The sequence below is a fragment of the Nocardia cerradoensis NBRC 101014 genome, assembly GCF_000308535.1.
Lineage (GTDB): Bacteria > Actinomycetota > Actinomycetes > Mycobacteriales > Mycobacteriaceae > Nocardia > Nocardia cerradoensis.
Genome location: NZ_BAFW01000255.1, coordinates 15,995 through 36,221 on the forward strand (window position 1 = coordinate 15,995; position 20,227 = coordinate 36,221).

General features: G+C 68.3%; 19 protein-coding genes. 11 read left to right on the forward strand and 8 right to left on the reverse strand.

Annotation, left to right across the window (positions count from 1 at the left end):
• Positions 1–7: 7 nt before the first annotated feature.
• Complete coding sequence (locus tag ON23_RS27205; protein WP_039781690.1) at positions 8–592, reverse strand: helix-turn-helix domain-containing protein; 585 nt, start codon at positions 590–592, stop codon at positions 8–10.
• Between the two features lie 254 nt (positions 593–846).
• Here ON23_RS27205 and ON23_RS27210 point away from each other — a divergent pair, with 254 nt between their 5' ends.
• A complete protein-coding gene (locus ON23_RS27210) occupies positions 847–2,550 on the forward strand; it encodes a cutinase family protein (RefSeq protein WP_039781691.1) in 1,704 nt (567 codons plus the stop codon).
• Positions 2,551–2,619: 69 nt separating this feature from the next.
• On the opposite strand, the gene ON23_RS27215 is transcribed toward ON23_RS27210, so the two are convergent.
• Together ON23_RS27215 and ON23_RS27220 are read right to left on the reverse strand one after the other, a co-directional pair.
• Positions 2,620–3,624, reverse strand: coding sequence for an LLM class flavin-dependent oxidoreductase (locus ON23_RS27215; RefSeq protein ID WP_086006990.1), 1,005 nt, complete (start codon positions 3,622–3,624; stop codon positions 2,620–2,622).
• Positions 3,625–3,671: 47 nt separating this feature from the next.
• Positions 3,672–4,028, reverse strand: coding sequence for an ArsR/SmtB family transcription factor (locus ON23_RS27220; protein WP_245556132.1), 357 nt, complete (start codon positions 4,026–4,028; stop codon positions 3,672–3,674).
• Positions 4,029–4,372: 344 nt separating this feature from the next.
• Here ON23_RS27220 and ON23_RS27225 point away from each other — a divergent pair, with 344 nt between their 5' ends.
• Positions 4,373–5,908 (forward strand): FAD-binding protein, encoded by a 1,536-nt coding sequence (locus tag ON23_RS27225; RefSeq protein ID WP_039781694.1) that lies wholly within the window; start codon positions 4,373–4,375, stop codon positions 5,906–5,908.
• Between the two features lie 3 nt (positions 5,909–5,911).
• On the opposite strand, the gene ON23_RS27230 is transcribed toward ON23_RS27225, so the two are convergent.
• Entirely contained in the window at positions 5,912–6,502 is a 591-nt protein-coding gene (locus ON23_RS27230; protein ID WP_039781695.1) for a helix-turn-helix domain-containing protein, read from the reverse strand.
• Between the two features lie 78 nt (positions 6,503–6,580).
• Between ON23_RS27230 and ON23_RS27235 the strand changes: the two genes are divergently transcribed.
• Together ON23_RS27235 and ON23_RS27240 are read left to right on the forward strand one after the other, a co-directional pair.
• The gene (locus tag ON23_RS27235) at positions 6,581–7,585 is read left to right on the forward strand and encodes an NAD(P)/FAD-dependent oxidoreductase (RefSeq protein WP_039781760.1); all 1,005 of its coding nucleotides are present in this window, start codon (positions 6,581–6,583) and stop codon (positions 7,583–7,585) included.
• Positions 7,582–8,286, forward strand: a complete 705-nt coding sequence (locus ON23_RS27240) for a class I SAM-dependent methyltransferase (protein WP_245556134.1) — start codon at positions 7,582–7,584, stop codon at positions 8,284–8,286. Before ON23_RS27235 ends, ON23_RS27240 begins: the two co-directional genes overlap by 4 nt.
• A 7-nt stretch (positions 8,287–8,293) precedes the next feature.
• On the opposite strand, the gene ON23_RS27245 is transcribed toward ON23_RS27240, so the two are convergent.
• The gene (locus tag ON23_RS27245) at positions 8,294–8,824 is read right to left on the reverse strand and encodes an NUDIX domain-containing protein (RefSeq protein ID WP_039781697.1); all 531 of its coding nucleotides are present in this window, start codon (positions 8,822–8,824) and stop codon (positions 8,294–8,296) included.
• A gap of 97 nt (positions 8,825–8,921) precedes the next feature.
• Between ON23_RS27245 and ON23_RS27250 the strand changes: the two genes are divergently transcribed.
• The 3 genes from ON23_RS27250 to ON23_RS27260 are packed head-to-tail and all read left to right on the forward strand — an operon-like array spanning position 8,922 to position 11,551.
• On the forward strand, positions 8,922–9,593 hold the full coding sequence (locus tag ON23_RS27250) for a class I SAM-dependent DNA methyltransferase (RefSeq protein ID WP_039781698.1): 672 nt from the start codon (positions 8,922–8,924) through the stop codon (positions 9,591–9,593).
• Positions 9,594–9,605: 12 nt separating this feature from the next.
• Positions 9,606–11,168, forward strand: a complete 1,563-nt coding sequence (locus tag ON23_RS27255) for a phytoene desaturase family protein (protein ID WP_039781699.1) — start codon at positions 9,606–9,608, stop codon at positions 11,166–11,168.
• A gap of 29 nt (positions 11,169–11,197) precedes the next feature.
• Positions 11,198–11,551 carry a VOC family protein gene (locus ON23_RS27260; RefSeq protein WP_039781701.1) on the forward strand — a complete coding sequence of 118 codons (354 nt, stop codon included), beginning with the start codon at positions 11,198–11,200 and terminating at the stop codon, positions 11,549–11,551.
• 12 nt (positions 11,552–11,563) lie between these two features.
• Here the strand turns inward: ON23_RS27260 and ON23_RS27265 are convergent, their stop codons facing one another.
• Positions 11,564–12,124, reverse strand: a complete 561-nt coding sequence (locus tag ON23_RS27265) for a dihydrofolate reductase family protein (protein ID WP_039781702.1) — start codon at positions 12,122–12,124, stop codon at positions 11,564–11,566.
• Between the two features lie 109 nt (positions 12,125–12,233).
• Positions 12,234–12,833: a GDSL-type esterase/lipase family protein gene (locus ON23_RS27270; protein WP_245556136.1), complete on the reverse strand. Its 600-nt coding sequence runs from the start codon at positions 12,831–12,833 to the stop codon at positions 12,234–12,236.
• 114 nt (positions 12,834–12,947) lie between these two features.
• On the opposite strand from ON23_RS27270, the gene ON23_RS27275 reads away from it, so the two are divergent.
• The 3 genes from ON23_RS27275 (at position 12,948) to ON23_RS27285 (ending at position 17,099) form a co-directional block, all read left to right on the forward strand.
• Complete coding sequence (locus tag ON23_RS27275) at positions 12,948–13,721, forward strand: 2OG-Fe(II) oxygenase family protein (RefSeq protein WP_039781704.1); 774 nt, start codon at positions 12,948–12,950, stop codon at positions 13,719–13,721.
• 10 nt (positions 13,722–13,731) lie between these two features.
• Positions 13,732–14,478, forward strand: a complete 747-nt coding sequence (locus tag ON23_RS27280) for an SDR family NAD(P)-dependent oxidoreductase (RefSeq protein WP_051043452.1) — start codon at positions 13,732–13,734, stop codon at positions 14,476–14,478.
• Positions 14,479–14,726: 248 nt separating this feature from the next.
• Positions 14,727–17,099: a lysylphosphatidylglycerol synthase transmembrane domain-containing protein gene (locus ON23_RS27285; RefSeq protein WP_039781705.1), complete on the forward strand. Its 2,373-nt coding sequence runs from the start codon at positions 14,727–14,729 to the stop codon at positions 17,097–17,099.
• Positions 17,100–17,223: 124 nt separating this feature from the next.
• Here ON23_RS27285 and fadD5 read toward each other — a convergent pair whose 3' ends face one another.
• Positions 17,224–18,789 carry a fatty-acid--CoA ligase FadD5 gene (gene fadD5, locus ON23_RS27290; protein WP_039781706.1) on the reverse strand — a complete coding sequence of 522 codons (1,566 nt, stop codon included), beginning with the start codon at positions 18,787–18,789 and terminating at the stop codon, positions 17,224–17,226.
• A 418-nt stretch (positions 18,790–19,207) separates the two neighbouring features.
• Here fadD5 and ON23_RS27295 point away from each other — a divergent pair, with 418 nt between their 5' ends.
• Positions 19,208–20,179, forward strand: a complete 972-nt coding sequence (locus ON23_RS27295) for an NAD(P)H-dependent flavin oxidoreductase (protein ID WP_039781707.1) — start codon at positions 19,208–19,210, stop codon at positions 20,177–20,179.
• Positions 20,180–20,227 lie beyond the last annotated feature (48 nt).

Sequence of the window (20,227 nt, forward strand, 5' to 3'; positions counted from 1 at the left end):
GGCGAATTCAGTTCGGACGGTACCGGGCTCGCAGGTGGAAGCGTTCGCCCCGGGGGCCGAGGATACTGAGGAATTCAACCGTGCGGGCGTCGGCGTTGCCGAACCAGTGCGGGAGGTGGGTGTCGAATTCGGCCACCTCGCCGGTACCGAGAACCAGGTCCTGATCGCCGAGCACCACGCGTAACCGGCCGTCCAGCACATACAGCCAGTGGTAGCCCTCGTGCGAGCGCGGCGCCGGTTCGCGGTGGCCGGCTCCGGCGGGCAGGATCTGGCGGAATACCTGCAGCCCACCGGGATTGCGAGTCAGCGGGATGACGGTCATGCCGTCGCGTGTGAACGGTTGTGGATAGACGCGGGGGTCACCGCTCGCGGCGGCGCCGACGAGTTCGTCCAGCGGAACTCGGTAGGCGCGGGCGAGTGCCAGCAACTGTCCGAGTCCGGGTTTGCGCTGCCCGGACTCGAGCCGCGACAGGGTGCTGACCGGGATCGCCGTTCCCGCGGAGAGCTCGGTCAGCGTCCGCCCGCTGCGGCGGCGCAGCTCGCGCAGCCGTGGTCCCAGCGCCGCCACTACCGGTTCGAATCCGTCGTCCACGCGTTCACCGTGCCCAGTGCACCGTCCTCGACGCAAAGAAGTTTGCCGGATCGTCAAACCGGCGGTCCCCGCCGTAGGCGGAAAAACCGCCTTATCGCTGCGGCGGGCCTTCGTGTTTACACGCCGCGGTTCAGATCACAGAACTGTTCCGGCTGGTAACGCTCGCCATGCGGTTCCCGACACCACTCGTGACACACACGGCCCGTCGGGGGGCCTGTCCCGCTTTCTTGTCGGACCGAATTGGGGATCAGGACATGGCTCTTCGCGAGTTCATCACACGGCACCGCATTGCCTCTGCGGCCGCCGGACCAGCAGTTTTGGGGGTCGCGGCCATTGTCGCGGCCTCGTGGGGCCTGATGGCGACGCCCGAGACCCGCGATACGCGGCTCACCTCGTCCGTCACCGAATGTCATGACATGGTCACCATCTCGGTGGCCGGTCGCAACGACAGTCCGGACCCCAACAAGACGGCCATGCTGGTCGACGCGAACGGCAACGCGCTGCCGGCGGCGCTGTCGGGTGACTACAGCAGCCACTGGGTCGATCCGGTGGTCAACGCCCCCGCCGACAAGGTGGATCCGGGTTCCTACGCCGCGGTGTACATCGCGTATCCGGCGAATATGAGCACCTACGAGCAGGCTGTCGACACCGGTGTGGCCAATGCCGAGAAGGTCATGCACGACATCGCGCAGGCCTGCCCCGACACCAAGTTCTCCATCGTCGGTTACAGCGAGGGCGCCGACGTCGCCCGCCGCGTGGCCATGGGTATCGGCCACGACGAGCCCGGGGCCGACGGCAAATACGATGTGGTCGATCCGAAAAACGTTCTGGGCGTGGTGATTCTGGCCGATGCCGGCCGCACCGCCGGCGACGGCCCCTTCCCCGGCGCCCAGGATCCGAATCATCCCGACGGCTTCGGCCAGAACTACCAGAACGGCAACAAGCCGATCTCCGGACAGGGCGCGCTGCCCGACCAGGCGGGTGACTTCGGCGCGCTGAACGGCAAGGTTGCCTCGTTCTGCTCCGAAGGCGACCTCACTTGCGCTGCGCCGCAGAACATTTCGCTGCTGCAGCTGGCCGCGAACGTGGGCCGGCAATTGAACGTCGACAACCTGCAGAACGACGGGCTGACGCCTGCGACCGGTCAGGACGTGGCGGTCACACTCGGCCGGATCGCGATGAACGCCTTCTCCTACATCGCCTCGCAGCCGAACTGGATGGCGAGTAACGAGACCTTCCTGCAGGTGCTGCTGAAGGTGTCCGAACCGGGCTACAAGCCGGGCGACAACCCGCCCGCACCCGCTCCGGCACAGTCGATTTCGACCGAGCAGATGGCGCCGCTGGCCTATCTGCCGCAGAAGGTTCTCAACGAGATCATCGGCCTGATCGTCACCAACCAGAACACGATTCCGGTGATCATGAGTGATCCGTACCAGCTGACCCTGGGCCCCAACGGCACCGGCCACCACTTCGATTACTGGCGCGACTCCGACGCCGCGAACGGCAAGCCGATGACCTCGGCCGAATACGCGGCGGCGTGGCTGACCCACCTGGCGCAGCAGGCGCAGGCGGGTCAGCAGATCGACACCAAGTCGCAGCCGACCCAGGCCGACGTCCAGGCGGCGTACAAGACCGTCCAGGACAGCAAGGCGGCCGACACCAAGGCGGCCACCACGACGAGCCCGGCGGCCACCACGACGAGCCCGGCGGCCACCACCACCCAGCCCGCGCCGACGACCGCGACGCCGACGACCACCGGCACGGCGCCGACCACCACGACGCCCGCCCCGGCCACCACGACCACGACCGTCGCACCGGCCGAACCGCCGGCTCGCACCCAGGTCGCGGCCCCCGTCGAGACCACGGCACCGCCCACCACCCAGCCGACGACGACCGCGCCGACGACGACGCAGCCGACCACCACATCGGCGGCACCGACCACGACGGCCACGAAGTAGGCGACCGCGGCGATAGTCACCGCAGGTGAGCCGGCAACGGCCGGGCCCGTCGCTACGGGCCCGGCCGTGTCAGTTGGCCGCTCGTTCGGTGCGCATCGCGGCCGCGGTCAGTTCGACGGAGCGGACCCGGTCGGCGATATCGGTGGCGTGGTGGACGAGGATCAGCTCGTCGGCGCCGATCGAGGTGGCGAATTCGTCGAGGTGGTCGCGTACTTCGTCCGCAGTGCCGGCAGCGGTGTAGCGCGTCATCGAGGCCAGCTGCGCACCGTTGGGCGAGGCGAGGAAGGCGTCGATCTCCGCGTCGGTGAAGGTTGCCGTGCCGGCGCCGCGGGAGATCATCATGCGGGCGCGGGCCCGGTAGGAGATGGTCTTCTGCTCGATCGCCTCGTCGCGGGTCTCGGCGGCGAAGACGTTGATACCGGCCATCACATACGGTTCGGCGAGCTGCTCGGAAGCCTGGAACTTCTCGCGGTAGACCTCGACCGCCTGGTGCAGCGCATCCGGCGCGAAGTGCGAGGCGAAGGCGTACGGCAGGCCGAGATGCGCCGCGAGCTGTGCGCCGAACAGCGAGGAGCCCAGAATGTAGAGCGGCACAACGCCTTCCGCGCGCGGCACCGCCTGCACACCGGGGATGCGCGACTGCCCGCTCAGATACCCCTGCAGTTCGAGGACGTCCTGCGGGAACGAGTCGGCCGAGTGTGGATCGCGGCGCAGGGCGAGCATCGTCTTCTGATCGCTACCGGGCGCACGGCCGAGGCCGAGATCGATGCGGCCGGGAAACAGCGTTTCGAGGGTCCCGAACTGTTCGGCGATGACCAGCGGGGAATGGTTGGGCAGCATGATGCCGCCCGCGCCGAGCCGGATGGTCTCGGTGTGTTCGGCGACGTGGCCGATGAGCACACTGGTGGCGCTGGACGCGATCGAGCGCATGTTGTGGTGTTCGGCGTACCAGACGCGCCGATATCCACTGCGCTCGGCGGCCTGGGCGAGGGCGACGCTGTTGGCGAAGCTCTCGCGTGCGGTCCCGCCGGGTGCCACCGACGCCAGGTCGAGGATGGACAGGGCGGTGGGCACAGTCGCGGTAGGCATGGTCGCTGCCTTTCGTATTCGGGGTGCGTGGATCAGAGCACGCGGTGTAGTCGGTCGGTGAAGTGCCGGATGCGGGCCTCGTCGCGGCGGTAGTAGGTCCACTGCCCGCGCCGGGTGGCGATGAGGAATCCCGCGCGTTGCAGCACCGCCAGATGGGCCGAGATGGTCGAGGCCGACGTTCCGGCCCGCCGCTGGATCAGTCCGACGCAGACGCCGAGTTCGGCCGAATCCTGGTCCAGCTCAGCGAAATTCGCGTGCGGCTCCTTGAGCCAGTGCAGGATCTGCAGCCTGGTCCGGTTGGCCAGGGCCTTGCATTCCTCGAGCATCTCGCATTCGGCCTCGCTCAGCTCGGCGAGCTCTTCCACGCGAACCGATCCGCTGTCGCGCACATCCACCATCCTTCGGCATTTCGCTAATTAACGAATTTAGGCGCCGACAGGCGGCACTGCACTGTGGCGCTGGTCACCCGCGTCGCTGACCACTCGGGGCGTCGGTCAATGGGGCGCTGGTCACCCCTGTCGCAGTGGCTCCGGCGCCGCCGGCTACTGCGACGGTTCCGCCGCCCTGTCCACGTCGGTGTATCCGCGAGCATCAGCGCCGCCACAACTCCCGGTTGTATCGCGGTGGCACGGATCGGCGGCTGTGACCACGACGTTCCTGCCCATTGGGATCATCGGTGACGCGTGGGCGCCGAACGCTTACCGTGAGCACAGACGAGTGCTGGGAGTGTGCGGTGACGGACTGGAACGAAGAAGTCGATGTGCTGGTCGCGGGTTCGGGTGGCGGCTTGGCCGGCGCCTATACCGCTGCGCGGGAAGGACTTTCGGTGGCCGTGGTGGAGGCGACCGAGAAATTCGGTGGCACCACCTCGTATTCGGGCGGCGGCGGAGTGTGGTTTCCGTGCAATCCGGTGCTGCAACGGGCCGGGGTGGACGACACCTTCGATGACGCGCTCACCTATTTCCGCGCGGTCGTGGGCGATCGGACGCCCGCCGACCTGCAGGAGACCTATATCCACAACGGCGCCCGGGTGATCGAATACCTGGAGAGCGACGACAGTTTCGAATTCCAGATGTTCCCGTGGCCGGATTATTTCGGGGCGGCGCCCAAGGCTCGCACCGACGGTAAGCGGCATATCGTTCCCGCACCGTTGCCCGCCGCGACTCTCGGCGAACTCGCCACCGCCGTGCGCGGCCCGTTGGGCACCGACCGGCTGGGCGAGCCGCAGCCGAAATATCTGATCGGCGGCCGCGCCCTGGTCGGGCGGTTCCTGCTCGCGCTGTCGAAGTTTCCCCACGTCTCGTTGCAGCTGAACGCCCCGCTCGTCGAACTGGTCACCGAGGACGGCGTGGTGGTCGGCGCGATCGTGGAACGGGAGGGCACGCGGGTCGCGATCCGGGCCCGCAGGGGAGTTCTGCTGGCGGCCGGCGGTTTCGAAGGCAACGACGAGTTGCGCCGGCGCTTCGGCGTCCCCGGCGAGGCTCGCGACACCATGGGGCCCTGGGGAAATCAGGGCAAGGCGCACGAGGCCGGGATGGCGGTCGGCGCCGATACCGATCTGATGGATCAGGCGTGGTGGTCGCCGGGAATGATCCATCCCGACGGCCGTGCGGCCTTCGCGCTGTGGTTCACCGGAGGCATCTTCGTCGACGGGGCGGGGCAGCGTTTCGTCAACGAATCCGCACCTTACGACCGGCTGGGCCGCGACATCATCGCGCGCCTGGACGAGGGTGCGATGACGCTGCCGTTCTGGATGATCTACGACGACAGCGCCGGCCCGGTGCCACCGGTGCAGGCCAGCAACGTCCCGATGGTCGACCACGAGGAGTACGTGCGCGCGGGGCTGCGGCACAGTGCGGCGACCCTGGAGGAACTCGCCGAGAAGATCGGCATTCCGGCGCAGGCGCTGGTCGAGACCGTGGACCGGTTCAACGACTTCGCCGACCGCGGCGTCGACGAGGATTTCGGCCGCGGCGACGAGGCCTACGACCGTGCCTTCTCGGAGGGCAAGTCACCGCTGGTGCCGATTCGGAAGGGCCCTTTCCACGCCGCGGCCTTCGGCATCTCCGATCTGGGCACGAAGGGCGGCTTGCGCACCGATACGGCCGCGCGGGTGCTGAACGAGTCCGGCACACCGATTCCCGGGCTGTACGCCGCGGGCAACACCATGGCCGCGGTGAGCGGAACCGTCTATCCCGGCGGCGGCAATCCGATCGGAGCATCGGTGCTGTTCAGCCACCTGGCCGCGCTGGATATGGCCGGGCGCTGACCGTCAGTCCCCACTGGCGCCGGGGCGGGCCCGCACATGGGCGCGCTCGCCCTGTTTGCCGAACAGGCTGAGGAATTCGACGGACCGTTCGTCGGCCGGGCCGAACCAGTGCGGAACCCGGGTATCGAATTCGGCCGCCTCACCGGGAGCCAGCACGAGGTCGTGTTCGCCGAGGATCAGGCGGAGGCGGCCGTTGAGGACGTACAGCCACTCGTAGCCCTCGTGGGTCTGCGGATCGGGTTCACCGCGGCGGTTCTCGGGGTGGATGACCATCTTGTAGGCCTGAATGCCGCCCGCGCGCCGGGTCAGCGGCAGCATGGTCATACCGTGCCGGGTGATCGGCCGCAGATGGATGCGCGGGTCGCCGGTGGGTGGGGCGTCGACGAGTTCGTCGAGGGTGACGCCGTGTGCGCGAGCCAGTGGCAGCAGCAGTTCGAGGGTCGGTTTGCGGGCACCCGATTCCAGCCGGGACAGGGTGCTCACCGAGATGCCGGTCGTCGCGGACAGGTCGGCGAGCGTGGTCCGGCGTTGTTGTCGCAGCGCGCGCAGCCGTGGGCCCACGGCGTCGAGCGCGCGGTCCAGGTGGTCGTCCATGACCCCAGTTTGCCATTTCAGCAAAGATGTTTGCCGGTTTTCCGGTCTGCCGGGCACGGTGGACGGCAGGAGGTGGTCATGGTGACCGATGAGCTGAACAGCAACTACGACGTGGTGATCGTCGGCGGTGGGGCGGCCGGGCTGAACGGCGCGTTGATGCTGGCGCGGGCCCGGCGATCGGTGGCGGTGGTCGATGCCGGCGCACCCCGCAACGCCGCGGCCGACGGGGTGCACGGACTGCTCGGCCGGGAGGGGATGGCGCCGGCGGAACTGCTCGCCCGCGGCCGCACCGAGGTGCGCGGCTACGGCGGGCACATCGTGTCGGGTGAGATCACCGGCGCGATCCGTGAGGACGGCGAATTCCTGCTCGAACTCGCCGACGGCCGGACCGTGCGAGCGCGCCGGCTGCTGGTGACCACCGGGTTGGTCGACGAGATCCCGGATGTCGCGGGCCTGCGCGAACGCTGGGGTCGCGATGTCGTGCACTGCCCGTACTGCCACGGCTGGGAGGTGCGCGACCGCAGGATCGGCGTGATCGCCAACGGCCCGATGTCGGTTCACGGTGCGCTGCTGTTCCGGCAGTGGACCGATGATGTCGTCCTGTTCACCCACACCATGGACGCACCCGGCGCCGAAGCGGCGGAAAAGCTCGCCGCGCGCGGTATCGCGGTCGTCGCGGGGGAAGTGGCGGCACTGGAGATCGGCGGCGACCACATCACCGGCGTGCGGCTCACCGACGGGACGGTGGTGGCGCGCGAGGTGATCACCGTCGGCCCGCGCATGGTCGCGCGGAGCGAGATCCTTCGTAAACTCGGCCTCGAGCCCGTCGAACATCCCTCGGGCGCAGGCGAATACGTTCCGACGGACGCGATGGGCCGTACCGACGTTGCGGGCGTATGGGCGGCGGGCAATGTCACCGACCTGAGCGCGCAGGTGGGTGCGGCGGCCGCCGCGGGCGCGTTCGCCGCCGCGCAGATCAATGCCGACCTGGTGGAGGAGGAGACGCGCCGGGCCGTGGAGCGCCACCGCCGCGGATTCTCCGCCGGCGATGAGAGCGCCCTGACCGAGCGGCACGGCCTGTGAACTCGCATCCCGGCGAAGGAGTCGACATCCACGGCACTGGCACAACCGGCGCGCACTCGCATCGCGAGCACGGCTCCGGCGGACGTGAATTCGACCGGGAGTACTGGGAACAGCGGTACCGCGGTGCCGGTTCGGCCTCCGCGAGCGAACCCAATCCCCACCTCACCGGCGAACTCGCCGACCTGCCGCCCGGCACGGCTCTGGACGCCGGCTGCGGCGAGGGGGCGGAGGCGATCTGGCTGGCCGAACACGGCTGGCACGTCACCGCCGTCGACATCGCGACGGCGGCCGTCGCGCGCGGGCGGGAGAAGGCCGATCGGGCCGGTCACCACATCGCCGACCGGATCGTTTGGCACACAGCGGATCTGACGGAGTGGGACGCGGGCGTCGACCGCTTCGACCTGGTCTGCGCATGTTATGTGCATCCGGTCGATTCGAACGACGCGCTGTTCGAGCGCCTGGCCGCCGCGGTGGCACCGGGCGGAACGCTGTTCCTCGTCGGCCACGCCCCCGGTGACCACGAATCGGCCGCGCACACCTCCGCTGCCCATGTACACGTCACCGCCGAACAGATCGCGGCCGGATTGGCGCCGGATCGCTGGGATATCCAGGTGGTCGAGAGCCGGACGCGGTCCGTCGTTCGTGCGAGCGGCGAGCCGATCACGCTGCGGGACAGTGTGTTCCGCGCTCGGAAGCGTTGACGCCGAATCAGCGGCGCTCGTGGAGCAGGAGCAGGCCGTAGGCGGCGATGGTCTGCGAGTCGGTGATTTCGCCGGTGCGGATCATCCGTTCGACGATGTCGCGGTCGAACCACCGTGAGCGCATGTCCTGTTCCTCGGGTTCGCGTTCGGGTTCGCCCGCGGTGAGGCCGGTCGCCAGATAGGCGTGGCCGCGCTGGGCGAGCGTGGCCGGGGCGGCGTCGAGGATGCCGAGGTGGGTCAGGTCGGCGGCGCGCAGGCCGGTCTCCTCGCGCAGTTCCCGGCGGGCGATCTCCACCGGGTCGCCGGACTCGCCGCCCGGCAACGCCCCCGCCGGGAACTCCCAGCACCGTTGTCCCAGTGGATATCTGAACTGCTCCACCAGATGCAGCCGATCGCCCTCCAGCGGTACCACCACGGCGAATTCGGCGCGGTGCACCACGCCGTAGATGCCGGTGGAGCCGTCGGCGCGGCGAATACTGTCCTCGCGGACCTCGATCCAGGGATTGCGGTACACGATGCGGGAGGTGAGCGTCCTCATCCGTTCGCCTCCCGGTGCTGCGTCGAGGTGGCCATGCCGCGACCCTACGCGCCGAAACCACGCGGCGGCCGGGGATCGGCGTCGGTAGGCTGCCGAGGTGAGTGCGAATTCCGATGCGGTGGCGGCGGCGTACGACGAGGTGGCGGAGCTCTATACCGGCCTGTTCCGGGATGCGATGGTGAACGCACCGGTCGATCGGGCGATGCTGGGACTGTTCGCGGAGTTGGTGCGGGCCGAGGACCTCGGGCCGGTGGCGGATCTGGGATGTGGGCCGGGCCGGATCACCGGATATCTGGATGCGTTGGGCCTGAACATCTTCGGCGTCGACGCGTCGGCCGAGATGATCCGGATGGCCCGCGAGGTCCATCCGCACCTGCGATTCGAGCACCTGCCGATGGAGAAGCTGGACGTCGCCGACGGCGGCTTCGGCGCAATCGTGGCCTGGTACAGCATCATTCATATGCCGGCGGAGCACCTGCCGGATCTGTTCGCGGAATTCGCGCGGGCGCTGGCGGCGGACGGCTATCTGATGCTGGCGTTTCAGGCCGCCGACGACGGCGCCGACCGGCAACCCTACGACCACAAGGTGGCGCCGGTGGTGCGGTGGTCGCCCGAGGCGCTGGCGGAGATGTTGCGGCCGCACGGGTTGGTCCCGGTGACCCGGATGGTGCGCGCGCCGGAGCCCGACGAGCGGTGTCCGCACGGGTATCTGCTGGTTCGTCGGTCCGCGACACCCGCCGGATCGGACGCGGGTCGCGCGGATTCGTGATATCCAGGGCTGATGCGCGACTCCTATGACGTCGTCATCGTCGGCGGCGGGCACAACGGGCTGGTGGCCGCCGCGTATCTGGCGCGCGCCGGACTGTCGGTGCTGGTGCTCGAGCGGCAGGACCACACCGGTGGCGCGGCGGTGTCGGAACGGGTGTTCGCCGGGATCGATGCGCGCCTGTCGCGCTATTCGTATCTGGTGAGCCTGCTTCCCGATCGGATCGTCCGGGATTTGGAGCTGCCGTTCCGGACCCGCGAGCGGCGGATCTCGTCGTACACGCCGGTCGGCGACACCGGACTGCTCGTCGATACCGCCGATGCCGGGCGAACTCGCGAGAGCTTCCGCCGCGTCACCGGATCCGATGCGGATTTCGAAGCGTGGCAACAGTTCTACGCGACGACCACACGGGCCGCGCAGCGAATCTTCCCCACGCTGCTGCGGCCGCTGCCCACCCGTGCCGAACTGCAGCGGACGCTCGATGATCCGGACATCTGGGAGATGCTGTTCGAGCGACCGCTCGGCGAAACCGTCGAGGCGCGATTCCGCGACGACACGGTGCGCGGGGTGGTCTTCACCGATGCGCTGATCGGCACGTTCACCCACGCCCACGATCCGGAGCTACGGCAGAATCGCTGCTTCCTCTACCACGTGATCGGCAACGGGACCGGCGAGTGGAACGTTCCCGTCGGCGGGATGGGGGCACTCACCGATGCCCTCGCCGACGCGGCCCGGCGGGCAGGCGCGCACCTGCGCACCTCGTGCACGGTGACCGGTATCGATACCGACGGCGACACGGCACAGGTGCGGTTCGATACGCCGGACGAATCCGGTCTGGCGGACGCCCGTCACGTCCTGGTCAACGCGGCGCCGGCAACCCTGGCCCGGCTGCTGGGCGAGCCGGTCGACGCGATGCCCGAGGGCAGTCAGTTCAAGGTGAACATGCTGCTGCGCCGGCTGCCCCGCCTGCGCACCGATATCGACCCACGCGAGGCGTTCTCGGGCACATTCCATATCGCGGAGGGATACGACCGGCTCGAACAGGCATATCGCGAGGCGGCCGCCGGGCGATTCCCGAGCGCACCGCCGTCGGAAATCTACTGCCATACGTTGACGGACCCGTCGATTCTGAGTCCCGACGCCGCCGAACGAGGCATGCATACGCTGACTTTGTTCGGCTTGCACACTCCGGCAACACTTTTCGAGCACGGCTCCCGCGACGAACTGCTCGCGGCGACACTCCGTGAGTTGAATTCCGTACTGGCCGAGCCTATTTCCGACTACCTAGCCGCGGATGCGAACGGCGATCCGTGTATCGAAGCCCGAACGCCGTTGGAGCTGGAATCCGAACTCGGCCTGCCGCGCGGCCATATCTTCCACGGCGACTTGGATTTTCCGTATCGCACCGACGACGATGCCTCACCCGCCGCTCGCTGGGGCGTTCGCACGGGCCATCGCAACATCTTCCGGTGCGGCGCCGGCGCGGTCCGCGGCGGTGGCGTGAGCGGAATCGGCGGCCACAACGCGGCCATGGCGGTCCTGGAGATCACGGGCCGCGCCACCCCGACAGCGAATTAGCATCACCGCCCGCCGGACAGGAGGACCGCATGCGCACTCATCGCATCATCACCAATCTTCGAGTGGCCGATATCGACGCCGCCCGCGGCTTCTACACCGACTTCCTCGGCCTGAGCACCGAGGAATTCAATATGGGCTGGGTCGCCCGATACACCTCGCCGGACAGCGGCGCCGACATCCAGCTCGTCACCCGCGACGCGGCCGCGCCCGCGGACTCCGTCGCATCGGTGCTGGTGGACGATGTCGACGCCGCCTATGCGCAGGCGCAGCGGCTCGGCTACGAGATCGTCCATCCGCTGACCACCGAACCGTGGGGAGTTCGCCGGTTCCTGGTTCGCGCCCCGGACGGCAATGTGCTGAATATCGTCCGCCACCGCGAGTGAACCGCGGCCCGGTCAGCCGAAGCTCGGTCGCACCACCGAATTCGCGCTCACCCGGTACGTGGTGAGGACGACGCCGTTGTCGAGCACCTCGGAGTCGGCGAGGGCGAGGGTGGCTTCCGGCTCGACGGCCTCGAACAGCCGCAGCCCGCTGCCCAGCAGGACGGGGTAGACGACCAGGCGGTACTCGTCGACCAGTTCGTGTTCGCGCAGGTACGTCACCAGCGAGGCGCTGCCGAAGACGAGCAGGTTCTGCTCGGTCCGCAGTTTCGCGATGCCGGCGGCGAGATCGCCCTCGATGCGCTGCGCGTTCCACTCCAGATCGCGCAGCGAATCGGTCGCCACATACTTGGGCATGCTGTTCATCTTGTCCTTGTACGCACCCTCCTCCGGGTGGTCCGGCCAGGACGCGGCGAACATCTGGTAGGTGGTGCGACCCAGCAGCAAGGCGTCGACCGCCTCCAGCTCACCGGATTTGTAGTTCGCGATGCCGTCGCACCAGAACGGTGCGGTCCACAGCGGATCCTGGATGAATCCGTCCAGCGAAACGAATTCGGCGACAACGATCTTCCCCATGATTACCTGCTCCTCTGCAACCTGTCACCGGCCCGGTCGGCCGATGCGTTCGAACCATGAAGACGGGACGGACAACGCTAACTGATCGGTGTGCGGGGAAAACCGCGAATCAGCTCACCGTCGGCAGGCGGGTGCGGGGTTCGGTCAGCCATTGCAGCCAGTGCGGGCCGATCATCGCGGCCAGCTGCTCGTAGCCCGGCGCGCCGGGATGGTAGCCGTCGCCGTCGCGCAGTTCGCGCATCCAGCTGTCGTTGTGACGCAGCGGTTGGTGAACGCGAAGGTACTGAACCTGTTCGCGGGCGCACATGTCGGTGAATCGGTCATCCAATTCGATTGTGCGCGAGTTCTGTTCGTCGTCGATACAGGGCGGCGGCGCGACCACCAGGACGGTCCAGTCGAGTTCGGCGCAGCGGCGCAGCATGCGGCGGAGATTGGCCGCGGACTCGTCGGCCGGCACCCGGATCGCCTCGTTCTCCCAGAGCGTGTCGTTGACGCCGAAGGAGAAGACGACTCGCGCGTCGACCTCGCCGGATAATCGCTGTCCGCATTCGGCCTCCCAGCGGGCGGCGATATCCGAGGAGGTCTGGCGTCGCACCCCGAGGTTGTAATAGGTCAGCGGTATTCCGGCCGCGGTCGCACGGCCGGCGAGGCGGCCGGCCCAGCCGAGGCACTGCGGATCTCCCAGTCCCGCAACCAGAGAATCCCCCACGAAACAGACCCGAACGTCGCGCACCACCGGGTGATGGTTACACAAACCGGGACGAACTCGGCGCGGTACCGGGAAGGCAATAAGATCGGCGGGGTAGTCCGGGAGGGAGCTTGTATGTTGTCCGAGGCGCCGTTGCCGCGCTGGTTCATCGATCTGCTGGCACATCGGCGATGGATTCGCCGCACCCGTCCCTTCCCCCACGTCTACGTTCGTGACGTCTTCGTCGCCGAGTTCTATCAGCGGCTGGCGGCCGAATTCGACCGGGTGCGCTCCGAGCGCCCGGATCTGTTCGGTCCGGTCGCCGCGGGATACGGCGCCTCCGGGGCGAGCCTGACCCGGATGCGTAACGGCCCGCTCGAGGTTTTCCTGTCGCGCGCCTGGCACGATCTGATCGAACGGGTCGCGGGCGTCTCGGGCAGCGGCGATGTGGAGGGCTCCGTGCACCATCATCCGCCGGGGAGTCCGCGCGGGTGGCCGCACCACGACCTCACCCCGGCCTGGTTCCCGGGTGCGGAACCGGGACCGGAGGCGGTCGGTCTGCCGGCGGACGATATCGATCTGAAGTCCGGCGCCCGGCCCGCCGGAGTGCCGGCCCGGGAGATGGTGCGCGCCGTCGCGGTGCTGTTCTACCTCGGCAACGGCGAATGGCAGCCGGGCGACGGCGGCGAGACGGGACTGTTCGCCGATATCGGCACCGCGGACCCGGCGCCGACGGTGGTGATTCCGCCGCTGGACAATTCGATGGTCGTGTTCGAATGCACGCCGCGGTCCTGGCACACCTTCCTCGGCGCCAACACCGCGGCCCGCAACAGTGTGGTGATGTGGTTGCATCGGCCGAAGGAGCAGGCGGCGAGCCGCTGGGGAGGGGATCGCATTGTCAACTGGTGACGCCCGTCGAGTGTGCTTGCTCACCGGGGCGGGTGGGCGCTTGGGCGATGCGTTCTGCCGCGCGTACTACCGCGACTACGACATCGTGGCGGTCTGCCGCAATCGGGTTCCGGCCGCGCCCTCGCAGGAGGAATGGTTCATCGATCCGCTGGAGCCGTGGCAGCCGGTTCCGGAGAACGACTCCCGCATCTTCGTCGTGCGCGCCGATCTGACCCGCGAGGGCGAGGCCGAGCGCGTGGTGGATCTGGCGCTGGCGAAGTTCGGCGCGGTCGATCTGCTGGTCAACAACGCGGCGCACCTGGATCTGCAGCCGAACGGGCTGGTCGACGGCGACACCGCCCTGAACGCGCTCGCACCCCAGTTCGCGATGAACGTCGAGATGCCGCTGCGACTGGCGACCCGGCTCGCGCAACGCTGCTGGTTGCATCGCGGGGACGAAAATCGGGCGCGCAATCGCAATATCGTCAACGTCTCGAGTTTGTCCGGATCGCGGGTCTATTCCGGCGGGCAGGCCGTCTACTCCGCGACCAAGGCCGCGCTCGACCATCTGACCAGGCATATCGCCGCGGAATTCGCCGAATTCGGGGTCCGCGCGAATGCCGTCGCCCCCAACTCCTTTCCCGCGCTGGTGCCGACCGAACTGGTCGCGGCCGCGATCGCCGAACTCGATACCGGCACCATGACCGGTGGCATCTTCAGCGTCGGCGACACCGACGCACCCGAACCCGTCACGGTCAGTCCGGGACCGCCCGGGTGACGCTGCGCCCCGCCGGTCCGCGAAGACCCGGGCGCTCGCGCGGTGGCTTCGCCGCGCGCGAGCGGAGATCCGGACGCGGAGCATCCGCCCGAGTCCGATTGGCTCGTGTGGAGTACGCGCACGCCCACCTGCGCGAACCCGGGGAACGGCGTGTTGCCGACGGGCGCTCGGAGCGCCTCCTGCATACTCACACCCGAGCCGACCCCGGGGCCGACGCAGCTCCCTCGATCCGAAAGTTTCGATACGACATGCGAGTAGACGGGCGGGAGATCCCCGTCTCCGGCAGTCTGCTGCAGCCGCGGATCAGGCGGACCAGCGACATCATTCGCGTGGTGCTGTCCGCCCTGCTGGTGGCGGTGGTGGTCGCCGGATCGCTCGTCACCCGGCCGCGCTGGGAGGCCCTGGAGCGATCGGTCTCCGATATCGTCGGTTTCCTCACGCCCGAACAGTCCAACCTGGTCTATCTGCTCTACGGCATCGCGATTCTGGCGTTGCCCTTCGCGATTCTGGTCCGCCTGGTCTTCCGGATGCAGTGGAAACTGCTCAGCGGTTACGTCGCCGCGGGTCTGATCGCGGTGCTGGCGCTGTCGATCACCGAATCCGGGATCTCGGCGCCGCAGTGGCATCTGGCGGTGCCACGACAACTCGACACCTTCCTGTCGCAATTCCTCGACGATCCGCGCTGGATCGCGATGCTGGCCGCCGGCTTGACCGTGGCCAGCCCGTGGCTGCCGGTCTCGTGGCGGCGCTGGTGGTGGGCGTTGCTGATCGCGTTCGTGCCGTTGCATCTGTTCGTCAGTCTGGTGGTGCCCTCGCGGGCGATGTTCGGGCTGGCCGTGGGCTGGTTCGTCGGCGCGGTGATCGTGCTGCTCGTCGGCACTCCCGCGTTGGAGGTGCCGCTCGAGGCCGCCGTGCGGGTACTGGCCGGGCGCGGATACACCGTCACCGGCTTCACCGTGCTGCGCCCGGCCGGTCCGGGGCCCCTGTTGCTGAGCGCCGACACCGGGCCGCATCGCCAGCTGATCATGGAGATGTACGGACAGAATCAGCGCAGCTGGGGCATGTTGCGGCAGATGCGGCGCTGGCTGACCTTCCGCAGCAGTGAACGCACCCCCGCATTCGCCTCGATGCGCCGCGCGGTCGAACACCGCGCACTGATGGGTATCGCACTCGGCGACCTGGGCCTGGCCAGCAACAAACCGCTGACGGTGGCCGCCCTGAGTCGCGGCTGGACCCTGTACGCGCACACCGCCCCCCGGGGCCGGCAGCTGGCTGCCACCGACAGCGAGGTCGTGCTGACCAACGTCTGGCGGTCGCTGCAGAACATGCATCGGGCCCAGATCACCCATGGCGATCTGCGGGTCGAGGAGATCCGCATCGCCGAGGGGCGGGTGCTGTTCGGCGGCTTCATGGCCGCGGAATTCGGCGCCTTCGACTCCCGCTTCTCCGCCGATATCGCGCAGTTGCTGCTCACCACGAGCTCGCTGTTCGGGGCGCACACCGTGGTGGCGACCGCCATTCACGTGCTGGGGGAACAGGCGGTGCTCGACGCGTCCCGCCGGCTCACCAAGAACGGGATCGGCGCCCAGGTCCGCAAATCGGTGCCCGACAGCGGCGAACTGATGAAAACGGTTCGCGCTCAAGTACTTCAGCAGACCGGCAAGGATCGGATCGAGGCCGCGCGGATCACCCGGTACTCGCGCAACCAGATCGTGCAGCTGGTGCTGCTCATCGCGCTGGTGTACGTCGCCTACCCGTTCATCAGCCAGGTGCCGACATTCTTCACCGAGTTGCGGACCGCGAACTGGTGGTGGGCCCTGCTGGGGCTGACGATTTCGGCCGCCACCTACGTGGGCGCGGCGATGGCGCTGTGGGGGTGCGCGGGGACCTCGGTGAATTTCCGCAAGCTGCTCGGCATGCAGGTCGCCAACACCTTCGCCGCGACCACCACACCCGCCGGGGTCGGCGGGCTGGCGCTGAGTGTGCGATTCCTGCAGAAGAGCGGCCTGGGCACGGTGAAGGCGACCGCGGCGGTGGCGCTGAACCAGGCGGTGCAGGTGATCACGCACGTGGGGCTGCTGATCATCTTCAGTGTGGCGGCCGGTGTCTCGGCGAACCTGGAACATTTCGTGCCGAGTGCGACCGTGCTGTACCTGCTGGCCGGTGGTCTGCTGGGTGCGGTCGGTGCGGCCATGTTCGTCCCGACGGTGCGGCGCTGGCTGCGCAACGAGGTGCGGCCGCAGCTGGCGGAAGTAGTGGCCGAACTGCGCACGCTGGCACGTGAACCGAAACGCCTGCTGATGATCGTCGGCGGCTGCGCGACCACCACGCTCGGCGCGGCGGGCGCGCTGTGGGCCGCCATCGAAGCCTTCGGCGGCGCAACGACATTCGTGACCGTGACGGTCGTGACGATGATCGGCGGCACGCTGGCATCGGCAGCGCCCACGCCCGGCGGTGTGGGCGCGGTGGAGGCGGCGCTGATCGGTGGTCTGGCCGCTTTCGGTGTGCCCGCCGCGATCGGCGTGCCGGCGGTGTTGCTGTACCGCGTACTGACCTGCTGGTTGCCGGTCTTCTGCGGCTGGCCGCTGATGAACTGGCTCACCAAGCACGACATGATCTGAGTCGCAAGCAGTTTCGGCCTGTTGCCCGCCGATACGGCAACGAGCCGCCGAGTGCTCGACTCGGCGGCTCGTTCACGACCGGGTATGCGGGCGGCGCAGGCCCCTCCTCGGCCGGTGTCGAAGGTCAGCCCGCGTAGTCCTTGCGCAACTGCACCTTCACCACCTTGCCGCTGGCGTTGCGCGGCAGCTCCGGCACGATCACCAGATCCTTCGGATGCTTGTACCGGGCGAGGTTCTCGTTGAGGAACGGGGTCAGCTCCTCGAGGGTCAGCGTTTCGCCGTCGAGCAGCGCGACCACGGCCACCGGCACCTCGCCCCACTTCTCGTGGGCCCGCCCGACCACGGCGGCCTCGTGGATCTTCGGATGCGCGAACAACACGTTCTCCACTTCGGCACAGTAGATGTTCTCGCCGCCGGAGATGATCATGTCCTTCTTGCGGTCGACCACCCAGACGAAGCCCTCCTCGTCCTGGCGAACCAGGTCGCCGGAGTGGAACCAGCCGCCGGCGAAGGCTTCCGCGGTCGCCTCGGGCTTGTTCCAGTAGCCCTGCATCATGGTCGGTCCGCGGTAGACGATCTCGCCGATCTCGCCCGGCGCGACGTCGTTCATCTCGTCGTCGACGACGCGGCTCTGGATGGTCGGGATGGGCTTGCCGACCGAGCCGAGTTTGCGCAGCGCGTCCTTGCCCTCGAGCACGCAGGTGATCGGCGACATCTCGGTCTGGCCGAAGACCGCGACGTTCTGCGCGTTCGGGAAGCATTCGGCCATCGCCCGCAGCACGGTCTCCGACGCCGGCGCCGCACCCCAGCTCAGCGTCTCCAACGCCAGCTTGCGCTCCTTGACGGTCGGGTCCTCGCAGATCAGCTGCCACTGCGCGGGGACACAGAACGCGGTGGTGGCCTGCTCTGCCTCGATGGCGTCGAGGAATTCGGTCGCGTTGAACGCGCCCAGCGGATGCAGCACGGTCTTGGAGCCGAGCATGAACGCCGGGGCGAGAGAGCCGAGTCCGGCGATGTGGAACAACGGTGAGGTGCAGAAGCCGATGCTGTCGGGAGTCGAGTTCATCGCCCGAATACAGGTCAGCGCCTGGGCATTCAGGTTCGCGTAGGACAGGATCGCGCCCTTGGGGCTGCCGGTGGTGCCCGAGGTGTACATGATCAACGCCGGAGTGTCCTCCGGAATGTCCTGCGGCACATGGGGTTCGCCGGTCTCGGCGAGAAAGTCGTCGTAGCCGATGACGCCCTCGCCGGTGGTGCCGCCGATGACGACGCAGGTGCGCAGCGCCTCGCTCTGCGCCATCACACCGGTGGCCAGCGGCTGCAGCAGCGAGTCGGTGACGATCGCCGCGGCGCCCGAATCGGCCACGATGTAGGCGACCTCGGGCGGGGTGAGCCGGAAGTTGACCGGTACCGCGATCGCGCCCAGCGCGTTGATGCCGAACACTGCCTCCAGGTACTCGGTGTAGTTGAGCGCCAGGATCAGCACCCGGTCGCCGAAGCCGACACCGCGCCGAGCCAGGGCGTCGGCGAATTTCAGTGACCGCTCGTGCAGCTGTTTCCAGGTGGTGTCCTGCCCGCGGAACCGGATCGCCACCGCGTCCGGGCGCATCAGCGCATGCGTGGCGATCTGGTTGTTCCAGTGGTTGCGACGCGACCGGATCGGTTCGTCGGTCTGGACACCGGTGGTCATGCAGGAACTCCTCTCGGCCCGTCAGAGTTCGCCACTGGATGGCCCGGCGGCGTCGACGGCTGAACCAACAGCGAGAATAGCAACTAACTTTTTGCCGTGACAAGGGTTACATACGAGAATCCCGGTTCACAGAAGGTTCGCCATACAGCGCCGTCCCATAGCGATAACCTGGGTTTTTGCCTGAAGGCACCGTGACGTCAGTCCAGTGGCCTCCGAGGCTGGCTGAGCAAACTGCGGCTCACATCCTGTTGTCTCCGACGCGGTCGCCGTGCCAGTATCGACCCATCCGGGCAGGCCCGGCGCGCACGCGGCCAGGCACCCGAGGGGCGGCAGTCTGTGCGCGCACCGGCATCGAGTCGTGCCGGAGATGCCGGGCGCGTCGCTCCGAGTCGTACCGCGGCCAGGAGGACAACCACAGATGTTGCGCACCAGATTCACCGAGATGTTCGGTATCGAACACCCGATCGTGCAGGGCGGCATGATGCACGTCGGCCGCGCCGAACTCGTGGCGGCGGTCGCCAACGCCGGAGGCCTCGGCTTCATCACCGCGCTGACCCAGCCGACCCCCGACGATCTGCGGCGCGAGATCGAGCGCACCCGGCAGCTCACCGACAAGCCGTTCGGCGTCAACGTCACCATCCTGCCGTCGATCAATCCGCCGCCGTACCAGGAATACGTTCAGGCGATCATCGAGTCGGGCGTGAAGATCGTGGAGACCGCCGGCAGCAACCCGGAGCCGTTCCTGCCGTACTACAAGGAAGCCGGAATCAAGGTGCTGCACAAGTGCACCAGCGTCCGGCACGCGCTCAAGGCGCAGAAGATCGGCGTCGACGGCGTGAGCATCGACGGTTTCGAATGCGCCGGACACCCGGGTGAGGACGACGTGCCCGGCCTGATCCTGATCCCGGCGGCCACCAAGGCGCTCGACATCCCGGTCATCGCGTCGGGTGGTTTCGCCGATGCCCGCGGCCTGGTCGCCGCGCTGGCACTGGGCGCCGACGGCATCAACATGGGCACCCGCTTCCTGTGCACCGAGGAGTCCCCGGTGCATCGGAAGGTCAAGGAGCAAATCGTCGCCCACACCGAGCGGGACACGGAGCTCATCTTCCGCACCATGAACAACACCGCCCGGGTGGCCGCCAACGAGATCAGCCGCAAGGTGGTCGAAATCGAGGCCGCCGGAGGCAAATTCGAGGATGTGCGCGATCTGGTCGCCGGTGCGCGCGGCCGCCGCGTCTTCGACGAGGGCGACCTGGACGCCGGCATCTGGTCGGCCGGACAGGTGCAGGGCCTGATCGACGACATCCCGACCTGCGCCGAACTGATCTCGCGCATCGTGGACGAGGCCGAGACGCTGATCAACTCCCGGCTGGGCTCGCTGGTCGTCTGATTTCGGCATCCGGAGACGAGCCGCGACCGCCACGGTCGCGGCTCGTTT

Bases quoted from the DNA above. Each gene is read 5' to 3' on its own strand.
- ON23_RS27210 (WP_039781691.1), top strand. From the start codon at position 847: ATGGCTCTTCGCGAGTTCATCACACGGCACCGCATTGCCTCTGCGGCC.
- ON23_RS27230 (WP_039781695.1), bottom strand. From the start codon at position 6,502: ATGGACGACCACCTGGACCGCGCGCTCGACGCCGTGGGCCCACGGCTG.
- ON23_RS27235 (WP_039781760.1), top strand. From the start codon at position 6,581: ATGGTGACCGATGAGCTGAACAGCAACTACGACGTGGTGATCGTCGGC.
- ON23_RS27245 (WP_039781697.1), bottom strand. From the start codon at position 8,824: ATGAGGACGCTCACCTCCCGCATCGTGTACCGCAATCCCTGGATCGAG.
- ON23_RS27255 (WP_039781699.1), top strand. From the start codon at position 9,606: ATGCGCGACTCCTATGACGTCGTCATCGTCGGCGGCGGGCACAACGGG.
- ON23_RS27260 (WP_039781701.1), top strand. From the start codon at position 11,198: ATGCGCACTCATCGCATCATCACCAATCTTCGAGTGGCCGATATCGAC.
- ON23_RS27265 (WP_039781702.1), bottom strand. From the start codon at position 12,124: ATGGGGAAGATCGTTGTCGCCGAATTCGTTTCGCTGGACGGATTCATC.
- ON23_RS27275 (WP_039781704.1), top strand. From the start codon at position 12,948: ATGTTGTCCGAGGCGCCGTTGCCGCGCTGGTTCATCGATCTGCTGGCA.
- ON23_RS27285 (WP_039781705.1), top strand. From the start codon at position 14,727: ATGCGAGTAGACGGGCGGGAGATCCCCGTCTCCGGCAGTCTGCTGCAG.
- fadD5 (WP_039781706.1), bottom strand. From the start codon at position 18,789: ATGACCACCGGTGTCCAGACCGACGAACCGATCCGGTCGCGTCGCAAC.
- ON23_RS27295 (WP_039781707.1), top strand. From the start codon at position 19,208: ATGTTGCGCACCAGATTCACCGAGATGTTCGGTATCGAACACCCGATC.